We start from the raw sequence: 16,496 nt of genomic DNA on the forward strand, positions 1-16,496 counted from the left end.
CGGCACGGACACGAACGCCCGCCAGCCCCATCCCTCAGCGCCGGCCTCCGGGATGGCGTACGAGCCATGCATCGAGCGCGTCGAGGTACCCGCTCGGGTTGTCGTGGTGGACGTTGTGACCGGTGCCGGGAACGGTGCGCAGCTCGAAGCCGGCCGCCGCGAACTGTTCGGCCCGCGCAGGTGTGACGAGCGCGCTGGGATCCGCGAGCAGTACCAGGGAGGGCACGATCGGCAGCACCGGAACGTAGGCGGTCTCGACGAACCGCATCCCCGTGGTCGCCGGATCCCACTGCTGCAGGGCGGTGCGCTTGGCGGCGCGGGCATCGACGCTCCAGTACGGGAAAGCACGCGCGAGGTCGTCGTCGGTGAGGTGTCTGCTCGCCGCGATGGCGGGCATGCCGGCGCCGTACCCCTCCGCGGTCGGATACCAGGCCGGATCCTCGTACACGGCGGTGGCCGGACGCAGCTGGTCGACGACCATCGCGAGCAGTACTCCGCCGAGGGAGTGGCCGACCACGAGGTCCGCGCCGACGGGAAGGGTGTCGACGAGGTCCTCGGCCCACCGTTCCCGGCTGTACCGTCCGCGTGGGCTGTGACCGTGCCCGGCGAGATCGGGGGCGAGGACGTGGAAGCCGCGGGCGGCGAGCGCGGGGCCCACCTCGCACCAGGTCGCGGAGCTGCCCGACAGGCCGTGAACGAGCACGGCGATCCGGTCGCCCTGGCCCCATTCGGTGATGTGCAGACGTGTCATCCGGTGTCCTCACGCTTTCTCGTGGACGGTTCGCCCCGCGGCGGCCGGCCGGGTGACCGCGGCGAGCCAGGTACGGAGCCGGTCGAGTACGCGGGTGTGGTCCTCGCGGAACGCCGAATGGCCCGAGCCGGCCAGCGTTTCCACGACGAACCCCCGGCGGCGCAGATCCGCCGCATGGTCGGCCGTGACGTACTCGCTCGGATCGGCCGCGAGGACCAGGCTCGGCGTGCCCGCGCGGCGGGGCGAGTGGTCGTAGCCGGTGGCGGCCAGTCCGGCGATCACATCGGGATCGGTCCGCCACATCGACGCCCAGCGGAGCTCGACGTCGCGGTCGGGCCACCGCGAGCCGAGTTCGCGTCGCAGCTCCTCCCGCCGGGTCCACGTCAGCCAGCGCGACCACGCGGCACCGGAGGCGTACGCCTGCTCGGTTGTCATGCGCCACGCGGGATCGAGGTACACAGCAGTGTCCGGGCGGAGGCTCTCGGCGGCAAGTCCGAGGGCCAGTCCGCCCAGCGAGTGGCCGATGGCCAGTTCGGGGCGGAACGCCACGGTCTCCGCGAGGTCGTCGGCCCAGTCGTGCGGACTGTAGTGCCCCCGGGGGCTCCCGCCGTGACCGCGCAGATCGGGGGCGAGCACGTGGTAGCCAAGGCCGGCGAGCGCCGGGCCGAGCCGGTGCCAGCACGTGGCATCACTGAACAGCCCGTGCACCAGCACCGCGTACCGCGGGCCGGCACCCCACTCGACGGTGTGCAGCTTCAACTCCGTTCACCCCCAACGGGTACGACACAGCGTCGGGCCGCGAGCCAGGTTGCAGCCGGGGACGCGGACCGTTGACGAGACGATCCCCCGCGCCGCGGGTGCAGGTGAAGAGCCGACTGTCACTGAGTGAAAGCCCGGGCCTGTCTCACCCTCGTCGGGTCCTCCGGGCGTGCAGGATCCCTGTGCCACCACGGCATCCGCCGCAGGTTCGCCGTCCCCCGTACGGTGAACGCACGATCAGCGGAGCGGTCCTTGCCGAGCGGGCGGCGCCGGGGCACGGCGGGACGGACCCGCGACCTCCGGCGCGGACGCCGCCGCCATCGCCGTACTGAGCCGGTTTCCGGCCGCGCGCACGGCGGACTCGACACGGGCCGTCGGTGTCGTGGTCGGCACCACCACCCCGATCGCGGCGATGACACCGAGCTCGGGATGGCGCACCGGTGCGGCGACGGAAACCGCCCCCAGCCGCAGTTCCTCGTGGACCCGCGCGATGCCGCCCGTACGGATCCGTTCGAGGTGACGGGACAGGCGGGCGGCCGAGTCGACGGTGAACGCGGTGAAGCGGGTGAAGCCGCCCGACGACACCTCCCGCAGCACCGTGCCCGGTGCGTGCGCCAGCAGGACCCGGCCAACCCCGGTCGCGTACAAGGGGACGCGGGTGTCGAGCCGACGGTGGCCGGGACGTACGGTCGGGGCGCAGATCTGGTCGACGATCAGCGCCTCGGTTCCTTCCCGGACCGCGAGTTCGGCCGCCCCGCCGAGCTTTCCGGCCAGCTCGTGCAGGAAGGGCCGCGCCAGGTCCCGCTGGCGGCGCAGACACGGCGACAGCGAGCCCAGGGCCCAGATGTGCTCACCGAGCCGGTACGAACCGTCCGCGAGCCGGGCCAGGCCGCCCCACGCCACGAGTTCGCGGACCATGCGCAGGGCCGTCGGCATCGGCAGACCGGTCCGGCCGGCGATGTCGGTCAGCCGCAACGAACCTTCCGCCCCCACGAAGGCGTCCAACACCAGGAAGATCCTGCCCGCCACGCTGCTTCCGGTACCCACGTTGTTCTGCGCCACCCGACCATCCTTCGTCGGATCGCGCGTACCGTCCACCATCCCGGTCACGCGATCAAGCTCGGCGCCAGTGGCGAGGCGCATTCGGGCCGGCGCCGTCAGCCAGAACCGTTGCGTCATCGGACATCTCGACCCGTTGCAGCCGCGTGCTGCCGGCTCCCCGACTCTGCAGGCCCAGGGCCCCGGCACATCGGCACGCTCGATGTCGTCGCACCGAGCGCCGGGGCCGCGCTGCTACGCGGCCTTTCGCAGCGGCTCCAGCGCTCCGGTCCACGCCTCGACCTCACCGAGCAGGTCGCTCAGCAGCGATTCCTGGTGCGGCTCGGGAGCGAGCGTGGTGAACTCGCGGAAGTCGTGGTGGAAGCTCAACGGTACGTGGGCGCGTACGGTCGCGAGCCGTAGTTCGGCGGCGATCTGCCGCAGTTGCTCGGCCGCTCGTGCGCCGCCCGTGACGCCGTAGCTCACGATCCCGGCGGCCTTGTCGTTCCATTCCCTGTACAGGTAGTCGATGGCGTTCTTCAACACCCCGGGGATGCCGTGGTTGTACTCCGGTGTCACGAACACGAACCCGTCCAGGGCCGCGATGCGCGTGGACCACCGCTGGGTGTGCTCGTGGGCGTACTGCCCGGCGGAGGCCGGCACGGGTTCGTCCAGGTGCGGGAGCCCGACCTCGGCGAGGTCGACCAGTTCGTAGCGGGACTCGCGTCCCTGCGCGCGGTCGAGTACCCAGTGGGCGACCTGCTCGCTGTAGCGCCCCGGCCGGGTGCTGCCGACGATGATGCCGATTGTGCTCACGGCGTTTCCTTCCATGGGGGTTGTGGAGAGGGCCTGTCCTGGCCCTTCTGCCACCGCCAACGTGGTCGCGCCGCGGCGTCTTCCGCTCCCGCATCACGCACTTTTAAGTGCGTCGGTTACCTTCGCGTCCCGTCGATCTCGTGGCCACGGAACCCCGCACCGGCCGGCGATACTGGGACCATGACCGACGCGGCCGAACGAGTACCACGATGCGCCGACGCGCGCAGCCGGGAACGTACGCGCCTGATCCTGCGGCGGATCGGCGACAAGTGGTCGATGCTCGTCATGACGCGGCTCATGGACGGTCCGCGCCGTTTCACGGCTGTACTGCACAGCGTCGACGGGATCTCACACCGGATGCTCACACACACCCTACGAACCCTTGAGCAGGACGGCCTCGTCTCGCGGACCGCGTACGCCGAGGTACCTCCCCGCGTCGAGTACGCACTGACGCCCGACGGATCGTGGCTGCTGACGGTACTCACCGACCTCGCCGCCTGGGTCGAGGAGCGCGACGAGAGCGCGTCGTCGTAATCGTCCGCTGGCACGGTCGGCCACCGCATCAACGGCCGCGTTGCCCGGGACACACTGCGCGGCGGCCGCATCGCGATCACCACCGCGCCGTCCCACGACGCCGCATGCCAGGCCGACTGCGCCACTCGCGAGCGTCACGGGTACAGGTTGGCCGCGTGGCGCATGGCGGCTTCGGCGCGTGCCGCGGCCGACGGGTCGGCGAGCAGTTGGATCTCCTGGTTGGCTGCCATGGCCAGTCCGATCAGGGTGGTGGCCACCTCGTCCGGCGGCCGGTGCGGGCCGGGCGTCTCGGCCTGCGCGGCCGCGATCTCGTCCGCCAGTCGGTGACGCGAAGCGGTGATCGTGGCACGGAGGTGATCGCGCAGCGCACCGGGCCGACCGTCGAGCTCGGTCGAGGCCGCGGTGAAGAAGCAGCCACCCGGGAAGGGACAGTCGGCCAGGTAGCGCACCCAGGCGGAGATCAGCCGAGCGAGGCGCTTCCGACCCGCCGGTACGTCGGCCAGCGGCTCGATCACCGCGGCCCGGAACACCGCACCAGCCTCGTCGAGCGCGGCGCGGAGCAGAGCCTCCCGGGAACCGAACGGGCCGACCAGCCCGGCCTTGCTCATCCCGAGTCGCTGGGCAAGTACGCCGATGGTCAGGCCCTCAAGGCCGAGGCGGGAGGCATCGTCGACGGCCGCCCGGACGATGCGCGCGCGGGTCCGCTCCGCTTCCGCGGCCGAGTTGCGGGGTGACATGCCCGCAGAATAGCGTACGACCGTCCGCTATTGTGATGTCTGTCCGCGACCGTCGACGAAAGTTGGCCCAGCCGTGACCGATCTTCTCCGCCTCGATGCGACCGCTCTCGTCCTGCTGGGACACGACGTGGCTCTGATCCCCGACACCGCGCTGGCGAACCCCACGCCGTGTGCCGGCTGGACGGTGGCAGACCTGCTCCGACACATGAACGAACGGCACGAGGCAGCGATCCGTACCCTGTTGCCGCCACTCGACAGCCCCGCGGAGGATCCACGCGACGACTTTCCCCTCATCGCCACCCGGTGGGTCACCGCGGTGGCCGCCGCCGGCCCGACGCTGCACCTGCCCGGACGTGGCCCCACCTCGACCGACTGGCTCCTCGGCGTACACCTGGTCGACATGCTCGTACACCGGTGGGACCTCGCTCAAGCGACCGACACAGCCATGGCCGTACCGGCCGGGTTGCTCGATGCGGCGTTGCCCCTCGCCCAGGCCAACACCGGCGGTCCACTGACCGGGCCGGGCCGCGCCTACGGTCCACGCGTCGACAGCGGGCCGACCGCTCCGGTACTGGACCAGATCGTCGCCCTGCTCGGCCGCGACCCACACTGGTCCGCCAACCGCACCTGACACCGCCAGCATCCCCTGCTGTCGACGCCCCATCCCGGGGCGTTGGCCCGCACGCGGGATTCCGCCGGCCTCGCCGCGGGGCCGATCAGTCCGGCACCCATTCAGACCACGATCGAGCCGCACATTGGCTCTGGTAAAGGGAAAGCGTTCGCGTCGGCGATGCCCCACGGTGGGCGTGGTTCTGCCGCTCCCCACCATGCCGCACCCCCTCACAGCACCAGCGGCCGGTACGGGCACGCCGGCGCTCAGCGCGGGGCGAGTACCGCGGCGAGCAGGCCGGGAAAGCGGGCCTCCATGTCGTCGTGTCGTACGGTGACGATCCGCTTCCGGCCCTGCGCGACGGTGCGCGTCAGGCCGGCCTCGCGGAGGACGCGGTAGTGGTGGGAGATGGTCGGCGTACTCAGGTCGAGGTCGGTCTCGGCGACGACGGCCGAGCAGTCGACCGGTTCCGCGTTGCGGTAGAGCGCGGCCATCAGGGCGCGGCGGGCGGGGTCGGCGAGCGCGCTGAGTACGACGGTCAGGTCGAGGGAGTCGGCCGACGGCTCGGGCAGCGTGCGAGACATCGGTCACCTCCACCAAATTCTTTGACGCTCATCGAACGATAGCCTAGTCTCCACCGCGTGACCATTCGACAAGCATCAAACGATCTGTCGACGGGGCGGTTGGCCGTGCTCGCCGTCGGCACGTTCGTACTCGGCGTGGACGGGTTCGTCCTGCCCGGCCTGTTGTCGCCGATCGCCGCGGACCTGTCGGTCAGCGTCGCCGCGGCCGGACAGCTCACCACCGCCTTCGCCGCCGCGTACGCGATCGGCTCGCCGCTCATCGCCACCGCCACGGGGCGCCTCGACCGGCGGGTCGTGATCGGCGCGGGCATGCTCGTCTTCCTGGCCGGCATGATCCTGCAGGCGGCCGGCCCCACGTACGGGATCGTCCTCGCGGGGCGCGTCGTGGCGGCGCTCGGGGCGGCGGGATTCCAGGCCAACGCCTTTGCCGTGGCCGGCGTACTGTCCCGGCCCGAACGCCGCGCGCGCTCGTTCGCCGTGATCGGCGCCGGTTCGAGCCTCGCCTCCGTACTCGGGGTGCCGTTCGGGCTGCTCATCGGCCAGTGGCTCGGCTGGCGCGGCACGATGTGGACGATCGTGGCGCTGGCCGGACTCGCCGCCGTACTCGCCTGGCTCGCCGTACCGCGGGTCACCCTTCCGGCCACGTCGCTGCGCAGTCGGGTCGGGGTCCTCACCAACCCCCGCATCCTGCTACTGCTCATGGTCAGCGCCCTCGTCCTCATGCCGATGTACCTCGTCACGTCGTACGCCTCGGCGGTCGTCGGCACCAGCCGGACCACCGCCGACGCCGTCGTGATCGCGCTGCTCGCCTTCGGCGTCGGGTTCTTCACCGGCAACCGCATCGTCGGCCGGATCACCGACCGGGTCGGTCCGTTGCCGGCCCTCACCGCGGCACTGGCGGTCACGATCGGGGTCACCGCCGGCCTCGGCGCCGTCCAGCACTGGTACGTGCCGACCCTCGCCATGCTGTTCGGCCTCGGCGTCGTCGGGTCCTTCCTGTTCATCCCCCAACAGAACCGCGTGTACGCAGCCGGCGGCGACGTCGCCGCCGTCGCGCTCGGCCTCAACGGCTCGATGATCTACGTGGGCGCCGCACTCGGCGCGGTACTCGGCGGCGTGGTCCTGTCGACCGCCGGAGCCCGGTGGCTCGCCCCAGCCGCCGCCGCCCTCACCGTCGCCGTACTGGCCGTCGCGTGGTCAACCGCCCCCGAACGCCGCGCCACCACCAGCCCAGCCAAGCAGATGACGAGCACCGGCGCCTGACCCGACGACCCGGTACGGCAACGGGAATCCGGCGCTGATCTCCCGTGGTGCCTGCTTGGTTGCAATGCGCGGCAGTCAAGAACACGAGCGCTGCCACGCCTTCGGAGGCGTTCAGTCGAGGTGCAGATGCATGTCGTAGTTGGGCAGGTTCTCGCCACGGATCCAGTTCTCGGCGTTGGTACGGTCGACCTCGAATCCGAAGCGTTCGAAGGCGGGGCGCGCCGTTCGGCTCGCATGGGTGCGGAGTCGGGACAGACCCAGTTCGCGGGACTTCTCGACCACGGCTGCGAGGAGGGTGCGGGCGATGCCGCGGCCGGCGGCGTCGGGGTGCACGAAGAGCATGTCGAGCAGGCCGTCGTCCGTCACATCGCTGAACCCGACGACCCGTCGCTCGATCGTCGCGACGAACGTGTGAGCGGCCAACCGGCGCTCGTTCCACTCCATGAGATCGACCGAGGCCGGCGCCCACGCGGCGACCTGCTCCGGCGAGTAGTCACGAGAGGCGGTGTCGCGGACCGCCCGAAAGTACGCGGTCCACGTCGGCTCGGCGTCCTGCGGCTCGTACCCGCGCACGATGACGGTCACGGGATGACACGATATCCGTTGCGGTTACGACAGATCGCCGACCCGCTGGTGCGCGGCCGCCCGACCGCCGGTGAGTACGACCGTCCCCAGAATCGCGGCGGTGGTCTTGGGCCACGGGTGTTCGCCAGGGCGCCGGTATGGTGCATGGCCATGGCTGATCGGCTCGTGGTCACTGGTGTCACCGGTCACCTCGGTGCCCGGGTGGCCCGGCGGGCAGCAGCTGCCGGCTGGTCGGTCGTGGGCACCTGCTTCCGCGCGGCATCCTCGACCGCGGTGCCGAGCGAACGGCTGGACATCCGCGACCGGGCCACGGTGCACGAGCTGCTCCGACGAGTGCGTCCCGACGTGGTGGTCCACACCGCCGCCGGACGGGACGACTGGCGGGTCATGGCCGACGGCGCCGCACATGTTGCCGTCGCGACCGTCGCGCTGGGGATCCGGCTGGTCCACGTGTCCAGCGACGCGGTCTTCTCCGGCCGGGACATCGACTACGACGAGTCCGCGCTGCCCGACCCGATCTACCCGTACGGAGCCGCGAAGGCCGCCGCCGAGACGGCGGTCGCGGCGATCGATCCCGCCGCCGCCATCGTCCGCACGTCGCTGATCGTGGGCGACGGCGGCGGGCAGCACGAGATCCTCACACGGGACCTGATCGCCGGCCGCGTCCAGGGCGCCTTGTTCACGGACCTGATTCGCAAGCCCGTACACGTCGACGATCTGTCGGATGCCCTCCTCGAACTGGCCGCCACCGACCACCGCGGTGTGCTCAACGTCGCCGGCGCCGATCCCATCAGCCGCTACGACCTCGGCGTACTGGTCGCGCAGCGGGAAGGGCTCGACCCGGTCCGGATACCAGCGGCGACGATCGCGGACTCGGGCACGCGCATGGCGGCCGACGTACGGCTGAGCACGAGGAGAGCCGTCTCGCTCCTGCGCACCCGGCTTCGGGGCGTGCACGACTTCATCGGCGGTCCGCACGCGCCACACCGGTAGATCAGAGCCCCGCCGCCTCAAGCCCGAGGCGCTGCAAGGGATCGGTGAGCATCGAGGGGTGTGACGTGTGGGCCGAGCGGCTGCGCATCAGGGATCTGCGGGTCGCGGACCGTGACCGCACGGTCGATCCCGTGGACCGACGACGCCGTAGCCCGGCTCATGGACAGCTTCCTTCCGCGAACACACCGAACACTGGCCACGCCGCAGCGGGCATCGCCCCCGTCGGACGGCCCGGCAGTCCTGAAGCCTTCCCGCCGTGGATTGCCCGGAGCGGCACGACCCGCGAGTCTCCGGGCGCTGCACTCCGCACACCGCGGCGTCCACCGAGCCAACCCAGCGCAGCCGTACGGGACGGATAGCCTTTCACGGCGAGACAGGCTGGAGGGATGCGTGATGTCGAACGATCGCCGTGCCGCGGAGGACCAACGGCGCGCCTACGTGATCGGCAGCGTCCTGCTCGTCGTCGTGTTCGTCGCCACCCTGCTCATCGCCCACCATCGCGCCGGCGCGATCACCTGGTACACAGTGCTGCTCGGCATCTCCCACGGCTTCATGTACTTCCTCGTCGGCTTCGCCGCCGGACACCGCTCGATCCTCGGCGTCCTCCTCTTCGGCGTACCGGCCGGCATCATCACGTACGCGATCCTCACGACCACCGGACGGCTCACCTGATCCTGCGCCCGCCGTACATGGGTCACCTCGTTGGCTGTCCAGCACCGGCCGGAACAGCTGTCGACGGCGTCGCTGCAACGCCGTTCGATGCCAAGGTGGGTCAGTCCTCGGCGTGGCCGGCGCCGCCCGGTTGGTCGGCCGCGGCTGGGGAAGTCCCGCTGTTCGCAGGATCTGGATGACCGCGGCGGCCTTCTGCGTGTTGTACGCCGACATCGACCAGGGATGGTCGGCAGCGGCGCGCCGCTGCTCGGCCTGAGAGACGTCCGCGTGGATGCGCCGACCGAGCGTCGAGAGGGTTGGCCGTCGACCAGGTACGCGACAGGGAGTTCCTGATGGTCGACGGCCCTGCCGACAGCACACCCGCGACCGGGCGCGTTCCTCCTCATCCGCGTCCAGGACGCGACCGTCGAGATTCGCTACGGTGCCCGCAACACCCACGGCGCGGAAGTCTCGACCTCATCGCACGGATGACCACCCTGCACGGCACGTATGCTGCCGCCCGGGCGGTCATGACCCCCTCTCGCCAGCGCCTGACCCGGCTCGACATCGTGAGCGGCGCAGTTTGGAGTGACAGTGTTCGGGGCCAACGTGGTCTGGGCCAACGCGACGTCGTTGCCCGCTGGGTTGTTGGCGCTGCGCGGCGGTGGCGGACCGCCGGTCGGCCTCGTCGCCGCCGGGTTCGGCGTGTTCGTCGTCATCGTGGTGGCGATCATCGCAGCGGGAGTGCGCGACCGTCGCCGCCGATGGCGCGCTGCTGCGGCAAAGGTCGCGTGGTGCACCGAGGCCCTGTACGGCTGGAGTACGGCCCGCGGCTGGCGGTTCCACCCGGGCGAGGCGACCGCGCCATGGCGTGACAGGTTGGCGGTCGGCAACCGCGGCTTCACCGTGCACTGCTCCGCCAGTTACCGTTCCCCCGAACTGGCGGCGACCGTGGCGATCTGCTCCTACCAGGTGCAGGGCACCCGCATCGTCCCCGACCAGAGCGGCGGTACCCAGCGCAGCGGCAGCGTCAAGGTCCCGGTCTGGCTCACGGTGGTCATCCTCCACCTTCCCGGCGCCTGGCCCAACCTGCATGTCCGTCGGCACGAGCCGTTGGTCGACGACGGTCGGTGGCTGCCGGCGCGGTTCGGCGAGCTGCCCTCACCGGCGCCCATCCGCCCCGTACTCAGCGGTCACCCGGCCTTCGACGCCCAGGTCCGGGCCGGTTCCCCCGCTCCTGAGGCGGCTCGGACGCTGCTCACCCGTCCCATCATCGACGCGCACCTGAACCGCCAGCTGGATACCTGGAGCCTGTGCGACAACGACCTGACTCTTGCCACCGAACGGACCTTCGAGCCGTACGCCCTCGATCGCGATGTCCACCTCGCACGGTGGCTGTCCGCGGCTCTGCGACGGCCCTGACCGCAGTTCCCGGAAGGGCCGCGGCCGACACAGGTGATGGGCCGCGGCGCTCGGCAGCGCGGCACCCTGCCGTTGGCCGGCGGCGTTCCGTGCCCGGACCCGGAAGTACGGTCTCGACGCCGCCCGGACGCAAGGCGCCCAGGAGTGGGTACCAAGCTGGTCGGCGCGCACCTGCCGGTTGCCGGGTCTGCTTGACGACTCCGGTACTGCGATCAGGTCGTCACGACGCGATCGGAGTCGCGAGCAGCGAGGTTCCCGCCACCGTGGTGTGCGGCCCGATCCGGTTCAGCGAGACCGACAGGCGGTGCGCGATGTCCTCAGCAGCGAACTCCCAGCCGTACGGGTTGTCGGAGGCGGGATCATCGGCGGCCAGGAGCCGCGGCGTCTCCGGTCGCCGCCCGTTCACCCATGCCAGCATCTCGGTACGGCTCGCCGGCCCCATGCGGTCGTTGCCGTACAGGTCGTAGTAGCACGACTGCAGGACCGTGCCGTGCTCCGCGACAGTCCACGTCGAGTAGTCACCGCAGCCACTCTGAAACCCGTGGCCGTACGCGTGGGCCGCCCCGAAGCGGGCGCTGAGCGCGCCGAGGTCGATGTCGAGGCCCCCAGGCTTCACCAGCAAGGTCCACCCGTCGAACGCCGGGGTGACCAGCACCGCCGTATCCGGCGCCAGGACCGCGTCGAACAACGCGGCGCCTTCCCGGAACCCGACCGGTACGGCGCCGGTGAGCCGGCACGCGTCGAGCACCGCCGCTTGGTCACCGGTCGGCACCGCGTACCACGAGCACTCATCGACGAAGGTGGGCCCGAGCGGCTCGGCGGCGTCGAGTTCCTGAGCGCGGCGGAGCAGCAGCGTTGTGTCGAGCGCCGCGTCGCGGGACTCCGGTCCGCCCGCCAGCAACTGGTCGGCAGCGCTGGCCGCCCACCGACCGCCGTCTCGCTTGGCCGCCGCACCAGGACCGGCAACGCCGCTGGCCACCATGCCGACCAGTACCGCCGTCCGCGGCCGCAGCCCGTCTCCGCGGTGGACGGTGAGGCCCAGCGACTCGGCGAGACGCCCGCTGCCAGCGCGCGCGAGCGCGTCAACGACCAGCGAGAACTCGTCGGAGGAGAGAAAGCACAGCGCGCGCCGGTAGTCGAGGTGGTGTTGGTCTGCCTCGTCGGTCACCCGGTCCAGCAACGCAATGACCCGCTCCCGGCGCTGCCGGTGGCCTGGGGGGAGGTGCGGCAGCGGGCGCAGTACATCGTCGATCTCCCAGTCGCGGTGAGGCTGCCGCTCGCGGAAGGACGTCTCCGGGTCGGTCATCGCACCACCGTAGCGGCGCGGACGAAACGTCCCAGTGGCGCGGGTTCGCCCGGGCAGTGCCGAACCGCCCGCACGAGCTTGGGCTGCGGCTTCCCGGCGTGGCGGGCGTCGGCGAGGCGGCAACCCATCCGGCCGCGGTGGCGAACGCGACCCGGTGCCCGGCCTGGCAGGCGCGTATCCCGAGCCCGGTCGACAGGTGTGTCGTCCCGGTCCCAGGTGGCCCGAGGAGCGCCATGTTCTCTTTCGCGGCAACGAAATCCAGGGTTACGAGGTGGGTGGTCCTGTCGCGTTCGACTGAGCGTTGGTGGGCGAAGTCGAACTCCTCCAACGGTTTCCGTGCCGAGAACCGCCCGGAACGGATGCGGCCCTCCCCTCCGTGGGGCTCGCCGGCAGCGACCTCGCGTCGCAGTCAGGCGGCGAGGAACTCCTCGTACATCCAGGACTCGGCGCGGGCGCGTTCGGCCAGCCGTCCGACGGGTTGCCCCAGCGATGGGGCCTTCAACGCAGGAACGCGCCCCGGTGCCGTCGGCGAGGAACGCCGCCGTGAAGGCTGCGAGGACGTCGGGACCGGCAGTACGGAAGAACGACGTCGTCGGAGATTTCCGCCGCCAGCATCACAACGTCCGGATCGACCGTCGCTACATCAATCCGGTGACCCTGGACGCGCTGCGGTCCGACCAGAGCGACATCGCGCACCTGTCCTGACCGCCCAGGAGCGACCGCACCCGGAGCACCGCTGAACACCTCATGGAGGGGCTGTCCGTACCGGGGCTGCTCAAGGGCCACCGTGGACCCCGGGTACTGGCGATCTGCGGCTGCGCATACGGCTTCCTCGAAGGGCTGCCCAGCGCCATCGTGTTCGCCGCCGGCCGGGGGCCCCTGCCGCTGGCCGGGCTCGAACTACTGATGGCCGCGATCAGCGTCGCCACCCTCTGGTTCCTGGTCGTGCCCGTCGAGTCCCGCGACTGGTTTCGGCCGAGCACACACGAGAACCAGTTCTGACGTACACCAGCCGAACCCCGGACAATCCCGCTTGCCCGGCAGGGTCCGCACCGCCCCCGACGACGCGATCGTGATGCATCAGCGCGACGCCGATCCACCTGCTCACCGCGGCGCCGTCGGTGGTACCCGCTGGCAGGCCGCTGGCGCTTCGGTCTCCAGCGCCGCTTCGCTCAGTTGTGGGACCACGCCGGCCTGCCGATCCTGGCGGCCCTTGACAGGTCCTTCTGTTAGCGCCTACTTTCGTTAGTCATGGCTAACGCTCGTAGCGTTCTCGATGCGCTGGGAGAGCCGACCCGGCGGACGATCTTCGAGCGTGTCGCCGAGTCACCGGGCTCGGTCGGTGAGATCGCCGCAGGCTTGCCCATCACCCGTTCGGCGGTCTCCCAACATCTGAAGGTGCTCAAATCCGCCGGGCTCGTCACGGACCAGGCGGTGGGCACCAAGCGCATCTACCGCGTCGACCCGCACACGCTTCAGATCATGCGGGCCTACTTCGACGCCTTCTGGACACGCTCGCTGCGGGCGTTCCAGACGGCCGCCGAACAATCCGCTGAGGAGCCGTCATGACCACCCAGACAAGCACCACTTCGGTGTCGACGTCCGTCGACGTCGCCGCCCCCGTCGCCCACGCGTTCCGGGTCTTCACCGCCGGCATCGGCAGCTGGTGGGACGCCGACAAGCACATTCTCGACGCCCCGCTGGCCAGCATGGAGTTCCAGCCGTGGGTCGGCGGGCACATCATCGACCACGGCGTCGACGGCAGCGAGTGTCGCTGGGCCCGGGTACTCGCCTACGAGCCGCCCACCCGCGTGTGCTTCAGCTGGGACATCAACACCCGCTGGCAACTGGAGACCGACCCGACCAGGACCAGCGAAGTCGAGATCACCTTCACCGCGACCGGTCCGGACCAGACGCACGTCGTACTCACGCATCGGCATCTCGACCGACACGGTGACGGCTGGGAAGGCATGCGCGACGCGGTCGGCTCGGGCTGGAGCCTGGCCGGGTTCGCCGACACCGCCGCCACCACCGCCGACTCGCCGTGCGTCTTCATGGTGTTGCACTGGCCCGCCCCCGAACACCGCGACCAGCTCGCCGCCTCCATGAACGGGATGCGATCCGCGATGCAGAGCCAGCCAGGCTGCCTCGGCGTCGACCCGCCGCTGCTGAGCGAGGACGGCCGCTGCCTGGTGGGCTACTCGCGATGGGAATCGCCGCAAGCCTTCTGGGCCACCGGCATCACGCCACGTCGCCCGGACGAGATCGTCGAAGGCGAGCTGCGGCCCCGCCAAGCCTTCCTCCTCAACCCCCACACGCCCACCGAGCCCACCGAGAACTCGACGCACTGAGCTCGCCACGACCGTCCCGCCGCTGAGCGGTCCGAGACAGACCCTGACGAAGCGTCTGGTCTTCGCCGCCGGCCACTGCGGGTACTGCGCGCGGCTGGGGTGAAGCCGGCGCGACGCGGCGCGGATCGCCGTGGAAATCAGCCCGCTCGCCGCCCGGCTGGCCCAACGCAGGACGAGGTTCGAGCCTGCCGAGGTCAGGACGCGCGGCGCTGCAGCCCGACCGACAACGCCAACGCGACGACAACCAGCAGGGACAGGGACGCCCAGACCGGCGTGTAGCTGCCGGTGAGGTCGACGAGCAGGCCGAGCCCGGGTGGCACGGTGACGACGGCGATCTGGTTGGCGGACATGGCGAGTCCGAGGGTGAGGCCGGTCCGGTGCGGTGGGGCCGTTTCGGCGACGTGGGCAACCCACGGGCCGTACCAGCCGAAGCCGAAGAATCCGAGCCAGACGACGGTGCCGGCGGCGACGACCGGCTCGTGTCCGGCGGGTGTCGTCAGGACGGCCAGCCCGATGATCACGGCGATCATGCAAAGCCACACGATGGCGTGGCGTCCGCGGGTGCTGCGGTCGCTCCACGCCGCGAGGCAGATCCGGCCCGCGGCGCCGGCGACCTGGGATGCCAGCAGGACCAGGGCTGCCTGCTCCGTACCGAGCGAGCACGTGTCGTGGAGGTGGAGCACCGCGAGGATGCTCACGCCGTACTGCACGGAGATCAGGCTGGTACCGGACAGGATGACCGTCAGCGTGGATCGTCGTACGGTGCGCGGCCGGTCGCGAACCTGCGCCGCCATGCCACCGGCGGTGGAACGTGGCGCCGGCGGCCGGCGGTACGCGCAGGCGAACAGTCCGGCTCCCACCGTCGCGACGATCGCGCCGGTCAGCAGCGTCGCCCGCCAGCCGTACCGGACGGCGACGAGCGGCAGCAGGCTCGACGCCAGCGCCGCGCCCAGCGGTAGCCCGGCCTGCCGGATGCCCATCGCGACACCGCGCCGGGACGACGCGAACCAGGACGCCACCGACCTGCTGCCACCCGGCTGGATCGTGCTGTAGCCCGCGCCGACCACCAGCAGCGCGACCAGCAGGCCCGCGTACCCGGGGGAGAGGCTGCCCGCGGCGAGGGCCACCGCGACGACGCCGGCGCCGATCGCGACCACCCACCGCTCGCCGTACCGATCGAGCAGCCCGCCGGCGACGAGCAGCCCCGCGAGCGGGACGAGTTGGGCGGCGGTGACCAGCAGGCCGAGCTGCGCGGTGGTCAGGTCGAGGGACCGTTGCAGGTGGACGCTGATCGCGCCGATGCCGCTGACGAAGAAGGCGGCTGCCGCCTGGGTGGCGGTGGCGACGCCCAGCACGATCCAGCGGTAGCGCATCCGGTCGCGGGTCTGCGGACTGGCGTGCCGGGTGGTTCGTCGGGCCATGCCCGCCACCTTGGTGTAATGGTCTTATGAGGCTCAACCCTTACGGCGAGGACGCGGTGAACCTCGCCGCGGATCTCGCCAACCGCCGCCCCGCGAGCGCCGACGAACTCGCGGACCGCTGCCGCGCCGCCGGCCTCATTCTGGAACGCCCGGTGACCGCCGACGACCTCGACCGTGCCCGCGAGGCCCTCGACGCCTGGGACGAGATCGTCGACGCGGCAACCGAACAGGCGCGCGCCGACCGGCTCAACCGGATGCTGGCCGAGGCCGCCGCCTACCCACGGCTGACCCGCCACTCCGGTACCGGCTGGCACCTGCACTACCGCGACCCGCAGCGGCCGCTCGGCGACGTGCTGTACACGCTGTTCGCGGTCGGTACCGCGCTGCACCTGACCGGTCGCGGCATGCACCGGCTCCGGCGGTGCGCCGTGGCCGAATGCACCAGATCCTTCGCCGACACGTCGCGGACCGGGCGCCGGCGCTACTGCTCGCACCCCTGCGCCAACCGCGACGTGGTCCGCCGGCACCGGGCGAAGGCCGCGGCCACCTGAGCCTTCCCGCCGGCGATCGGGACCGTTGCCGGCCGGGGCCTCGTCGGTAGGATCGGCCGCAGAATCGGGATGCCAACGCGTTGGTGGCTGGGCGGCGCGTCACGTCGATGTGCCCGCTCGGAGG

At 71.3% G+C, this 16,496-nt stretch carries 20 protein-coding genes and 1 pseudogene; 11 read left to right on the forward strand and 10 right to left on the reverse strand.

Going from position 1 to position 16,496, the window contains the following annotated elements:
• Positions 1–34: 34 nt before the first annotated feature.
• The 4 genes from Aru02nite_RS04985 to Aru02nite_RS05000 all read right to left on the reverse strand — a co-directional run bounded on the left by Aru02nite_RS04985 (position 35) and on the right by Aru02nite_RS05000 (position 3,364).
• A complete protein-coding gene (locus Aru02nite_RS04985) occupies positions 35–751 on the reverse strand; it encodes an alpha/beta fold hydrolase (protein ID WP_203655242.1) in 717 nt (238 codons plus the stop codon).
• A gap of 9 nt (positions 752–760) precedes the next feature.
• Positions 761–1,510 carry an alpha/beta fold hydrolase gene (locus Aru02nite_RS04990; RefSeq protein WP_203655243.1) on the reverse strand — a complete coding sequence of 250 codons (750 nt, stop codon included), beginning with the start codon at positions 1,508–1,510 and terminating at the stop codon, positions 761–763.
• Positions 1,511–1,747: 237 nt separating this feature from the next.
• Positions 1,748–2,611, reverse strand: coding sequence for an IclR family transcriptional regulator (locus Aru02nite_RS04995; RefSeq protein ID WP_239076415.1), 864 nt, complete (start codon positions 2,609–2,611; stop codon positions 1,748–1,750).
• Between the two features lie 192 nt (positions 2,612–2,803).
• Complete coding sequence (locus Aru02nite_RS05000) at positions 2,804–3,364, reverse strand: NADPH-dependent FMN reductase (RefSeq protein WP_203655245.1); 561 nt, start codon at positions 3,362–3,364, stop codon at positions 2,804–2,806.
• Positions 3,365–3,544: 180 nt separating this feature from the next.
• On the opposite strand from Aru02nite_RS05000, the gene Aru02nite_RS05005 reads away from it, so the two are divergent.
• Entirely contained in the window at positions 3,545–3,898 is a 354-nt protein-coding gene (locus Aru02nite_RS05005) for a winged helix-turn-helix transcriptional regulator (protein WP_203655246.1), read from the forward strand.
• A gap of 134 nt (positions 3,899–4,032) precedes the next feature.
• On the opposite strand, the gene Aru02nite_RS05010 is transcribed toward Aru02nite_RS05005, so the two are convergent.
• Complete coding sequence (locus Aru02nite_RS05010; protein WP_203655248.1) at positions 4,033–4,635, reverse strand: TetR/AcrR family transcriptional regulator; 603 nt, start codon at positions 4,633–4,635, stop codon at positions 4,033–4,035.
• A 73-nt stretch (positions 4,636–4,708) separates the two neighbouring features.
• On the opposite strand from Aru02nite_RS05010, the gene Aru02nite_RS05015 reads away from it, so the two are divergent.
• Positions 4,709–5,266: a maleylpyruvate isomerase family mycothiol-dependent enzyme gene (locus Aru02nite_RS05015; RefSeq protein WP_203655250.1), complete on the forward strand. Its 558-nt coding sequence runs from the start codon at positions 4,709–4,711 to the stop codon at positions 5,264–5,266.
• A gap of 245 nt (positions 5,267–5,511) precedes the next feature.
• Here the strand turns inward: Aru02nite_RS05015 and Aru02nite_RS05020 are convergent, their stop codons facing one another.
• On the reverse strand, positions 5,512–5,829 hold the full coding sequence (locus Aru02nite_RS05020; protein ID WP_203655252.1) for an ArsR/SmtB family transcription factor: 318 nt from the start codon (positions 5,827–5,829) through the stop codon (positions 5,512–5,514).
• Between the two features lie 57 nt (positions 5,830–5,886).
• Between Aru02nite_RS05020 and Aru02nite_RS05025 the strand changes: the two genes are divergently transcribed.
• Positions 5,887–7,092, forward strand: coding sequence for an MFS transporter (locus tag Aru02nite_RS05025; protein WP_203655254.1), 1,206 nt, complete (start codon positions 5,887–5,889; stop codon positions 7,090–7,092).
• A 111-nt stretch (positions 7,093–7,203) separates the two neighbouring features.
• Here the strand turns inward: Aru02nite_RS05025 and Aru02nite_RS05030 are convergent, their stop codons facing one another.
• The gene (locus Aru02nite_RS05030) at positions 7,204–7,677 is read right to left on the reverse strand and encodes a GNAT family N-acetyltransferase (protein WP_203655256.1); all 474 of its coding nucleotides are present in this window, start codon (positions 7,675–7,677) and stop codon (positions 7,204–7,206) included.
• Positions 7,678–7,827: 150 nt separating this feature from the next.
• Here Aru02nite_RS05030 and Aru02nite_RS05035 point away from each other — a divergent pair, with 150 nt between their 5' ends.
• From Aru02nite_RS05035 to Aru02nite_RS05045, 3 genes are all read left to right on the forward strand, one after another.
• Positions 7,828–8,670: a sugar nucleotide-binding protein gene (locus tag Aru02nite_RS05035; protein ID WP_203655258.1), complete on the forward strand. Its 843-nt coding sequence runs from the start codon at positions 7,828–7,830 to the stop codon at positions 8,668–8,670.
• A 393-nt stretch (positions 8,671–9,063) separates the two neighbouring features.
• Positions 9,064–9,342 (forward strand): hypothetical protein, encoded by a 279-nt coding sequence (locus tag Aru02nite_RS05040; protein WP_203655260.1) that lies wholly within the window; start codon positions 9,064–9,066, stop codon positions 9,340–9,342.
• Positions 9,343–10,026: 684 nt separating this feature from the next.
• Positions 10,027–10,743 carry a hypothetical protein gene (locus Aru02nite_RS05045; protein WP_203655261.1) on the forward strand — a complete coding sequence of 239 codons (717 nt, stop codon included), beginning with the start codon at positions 10,027–10,029 and terminating at the stop codon, positions 10,741–10,743.
• Positions 10,744–10,963: 220 nt separating this feature from the next.
• Here Aru02nite_RS05045 and Aru02nite_RS05050 read toward each other — a convergent pair whose 3' ends face one another.
• Together Aru02nite_RS05050 and Aru02nite_RS37430 are read right to left on the reverse strand one after the other, a co-directional pair.
• Positions 10,964–12,049: a hypothetical protein gene (locus Aru02nite_RS05050; RefSeq protein ID WP_203655262.1), complete on the reverse strand. Its 1,086-nt coding sequence runs from the start codon at positions 12,047–12,049 to the stop codon at positions 10,964–10,966.
• A gap of 59 nt (positions 12,050–12,108) precedes the next feature.
• Positions 12,109–12,551, reverse strand: a pseudogene (locus tag Aru02nite_RS37430) (ATP-binding protein); the annotation flags it as partial.
• Positions 12,552–12,592: 41 nt separating this feature from the next.
• Here Aru02nite_RS37430 and Aru02nite_RS05060 point away from each other — a divergent pair.
• From Aru02nite_RS05060 to Aru02nite_RS05075, 4 genes are all read left to right on the forward strand, one after another.
• Entirely contained in the window at positions 12,593–12,754 is a 162-nt protein-coding gene (locus tag Aru02nite_RS05060) for a hypothetical protein (RefSeq protein ID WP_203655263.1), read from the forward strand.
• Between the two features lie 42 nt (positions 12,755–12,796).
• Positions 12,797–13,051, forward strand: a complete 255-nt coding sequence (locus Aru02nite_RS05065) for a hypothetical protein (RefSeq protein WP_203655264.1) — start codon at positions 12,797–12,799, stop codon at positions 13,049–13,051.
• A 249-nt stretch (positions 13,052–13,300) separates the two neighbouring features.
• The gene (locus Aru02nite_RS05070) at positions 13,301–13,618 is read left to right on the forward strand and encodes an ArsR/SmtB family transcription factor (RefSeq protein WP_203655265.1); all 318 of its coding nucleotides are present in this window, start codon (positions 13,301–13,303) and stop codon (positions 13,616–13,618) included.
• The gene (locus Aru02nite_RS05075) at positions 13,615–14,400 is read left to right on the forward strand and encodes an antibiotic biosynthesis monooxygenase (protein WP_203655266.1); all 786 of its coding nucleotides are present in this window, start codon (positions 13,615–13,617) and stop codon (positions 14,398–14,400) included. Before Aru02nite_RS05070 ends, Aru02nite_RS05075 begins: the two co-directional genes overlap by 4 nt.
• Positions 14,401–14,594: 194 nt before the next feature.
• Here the strand turns inward: Aru02nite_RS05075 and Aru02nite_RS05080 are convergent, their stop codons facing one another.
• On the reverse strand, positions 14,595–15,821 hold the full coding sequence (locus Aru02nite_RS05080) for an MFS transporter (RefSeq protein WP_203655267.1): 1,227 nt from the start codon (positions 15,819–15,821) through the stop codon (positions 14,595–14,597).
• Positions 15,822–15,847: 26 nt separating this feature from the next.
• Here Aru02nite_RS05080 and Aru02nite_RS05085 point away from each other — a divergent pair, with 26 nt between their 5' ends.
• Entirely contained in the window at positions 15,848–16,372 is a 525-nt protein-coding gene (locus Aru02nite_RS05085) for a CGNR zinc finger domain-containing protein (RefSeq protein ID WP_203655269.1), read from the forward strand.
• Positions 16,373–16,496: the final 124 nt, after the last annotated feature.

Origin of the sequence: Actinocatenispora rupis, from assembly GCF_016861975.1 — a bacterium.
Classification (GTDB): domain Bacteria; phylum Actinomycetota; class Actinomycetes; order Mycobacteriales; family Micromonosporaceae; genus Actinocatenispora; species Actinocatenispora rupis.

Coding starts and splice junctions, on each gene's coding strand:
- Aru02nite_RS04985 (WP_203655242.1), bottom strand. CDS start 751: ATGACACGTCTGCACATCACCGAATGGGGCCAGGGCGACCGGATCGCC.
- Aru02nite_RS04995 (WP_239076415.1), bottom strand. CDS start 2,611: ATGGTGGACGGTACGCGCGATCCGACGAAGGATGGTCGGGTGGCGCAG.
- Aru02nite_RS05005 (WP_203655246.1), top strand. CDS start 3,545: ATGACCGACGCGGCCGAACGAGTACCACGATGCGCCGACGCGCGCAGC.
- Aru02nite_RS05010 (WP_203655248.1), bottom strand. CDS start 4,635: ATGTCACCCCGCAACTCGGCCGCGGAAGCGGAGCGGACCCGCGCGCGC.
- Aru02nite_RS05020 (WP_203655252.1), bottom strand. CDS start 5,829: ATGTCTCGCACGCTGCCCGAGCCGTCGGCCGACTCCCTCGACCTGACC.
- Aru02nite_RS05035 (WP_203655258.1), top strand. CDS start 7,828: ATGGCTGATCGGCTCGTGGTCACTGGTGTCACCGGTCACCTCGGTGCC.
- Aru02nite_RS05040 (WP_203655260.1), top strand. CDS start 9,064: ATGTCGAACGATCGCCGTGCCGCGGAGGACCAACGGCGCGCCTACGTG.
- Aru02nite_RS05050 (WP_203655262.1), bottom strand. CDS start 12,049: ATGACCGACCCGGAGACGTCCTTCCGCGAGCGGCAGCCTCACCGCGAC.
- Aru02nite_RS05065 (WP_203655264.1), top strand. CDS start 12,797: ATGGAGGGGCTGTCCGTACCGGGGCTGCTCAAGGGCCACCGTGGACCC.
- Aru02nite_RS05070 (WP_203655265.1), top strand. CDS start 13,301: ATGGCTAACGCTCGTAGCGTTCTCGATGCGCTGGGAGAGCCGACCCGG.
- Aru02nite_RS05075 (WP_203655266.1), top strand. CDS start 13,615: ATGACCACCCAGACAAGCACCACTTCGGTGTCGACGTCCGTCGACGTC.
- Aru02nite_RS05080 (WP_203655267.1), bottom strand. CDS start 15,821: ATGGCCCGACGAACCACCCGGCACGCCAGTCCGCAGACCCGCGACCGG.
- Aru02nite_RS05085 (WP_203655269.1), top strand. CDS start 15,848: ATGAGGCTCAACCCTTACGGCGAGGACGCGGTGAACCTCGCCGCGGAT.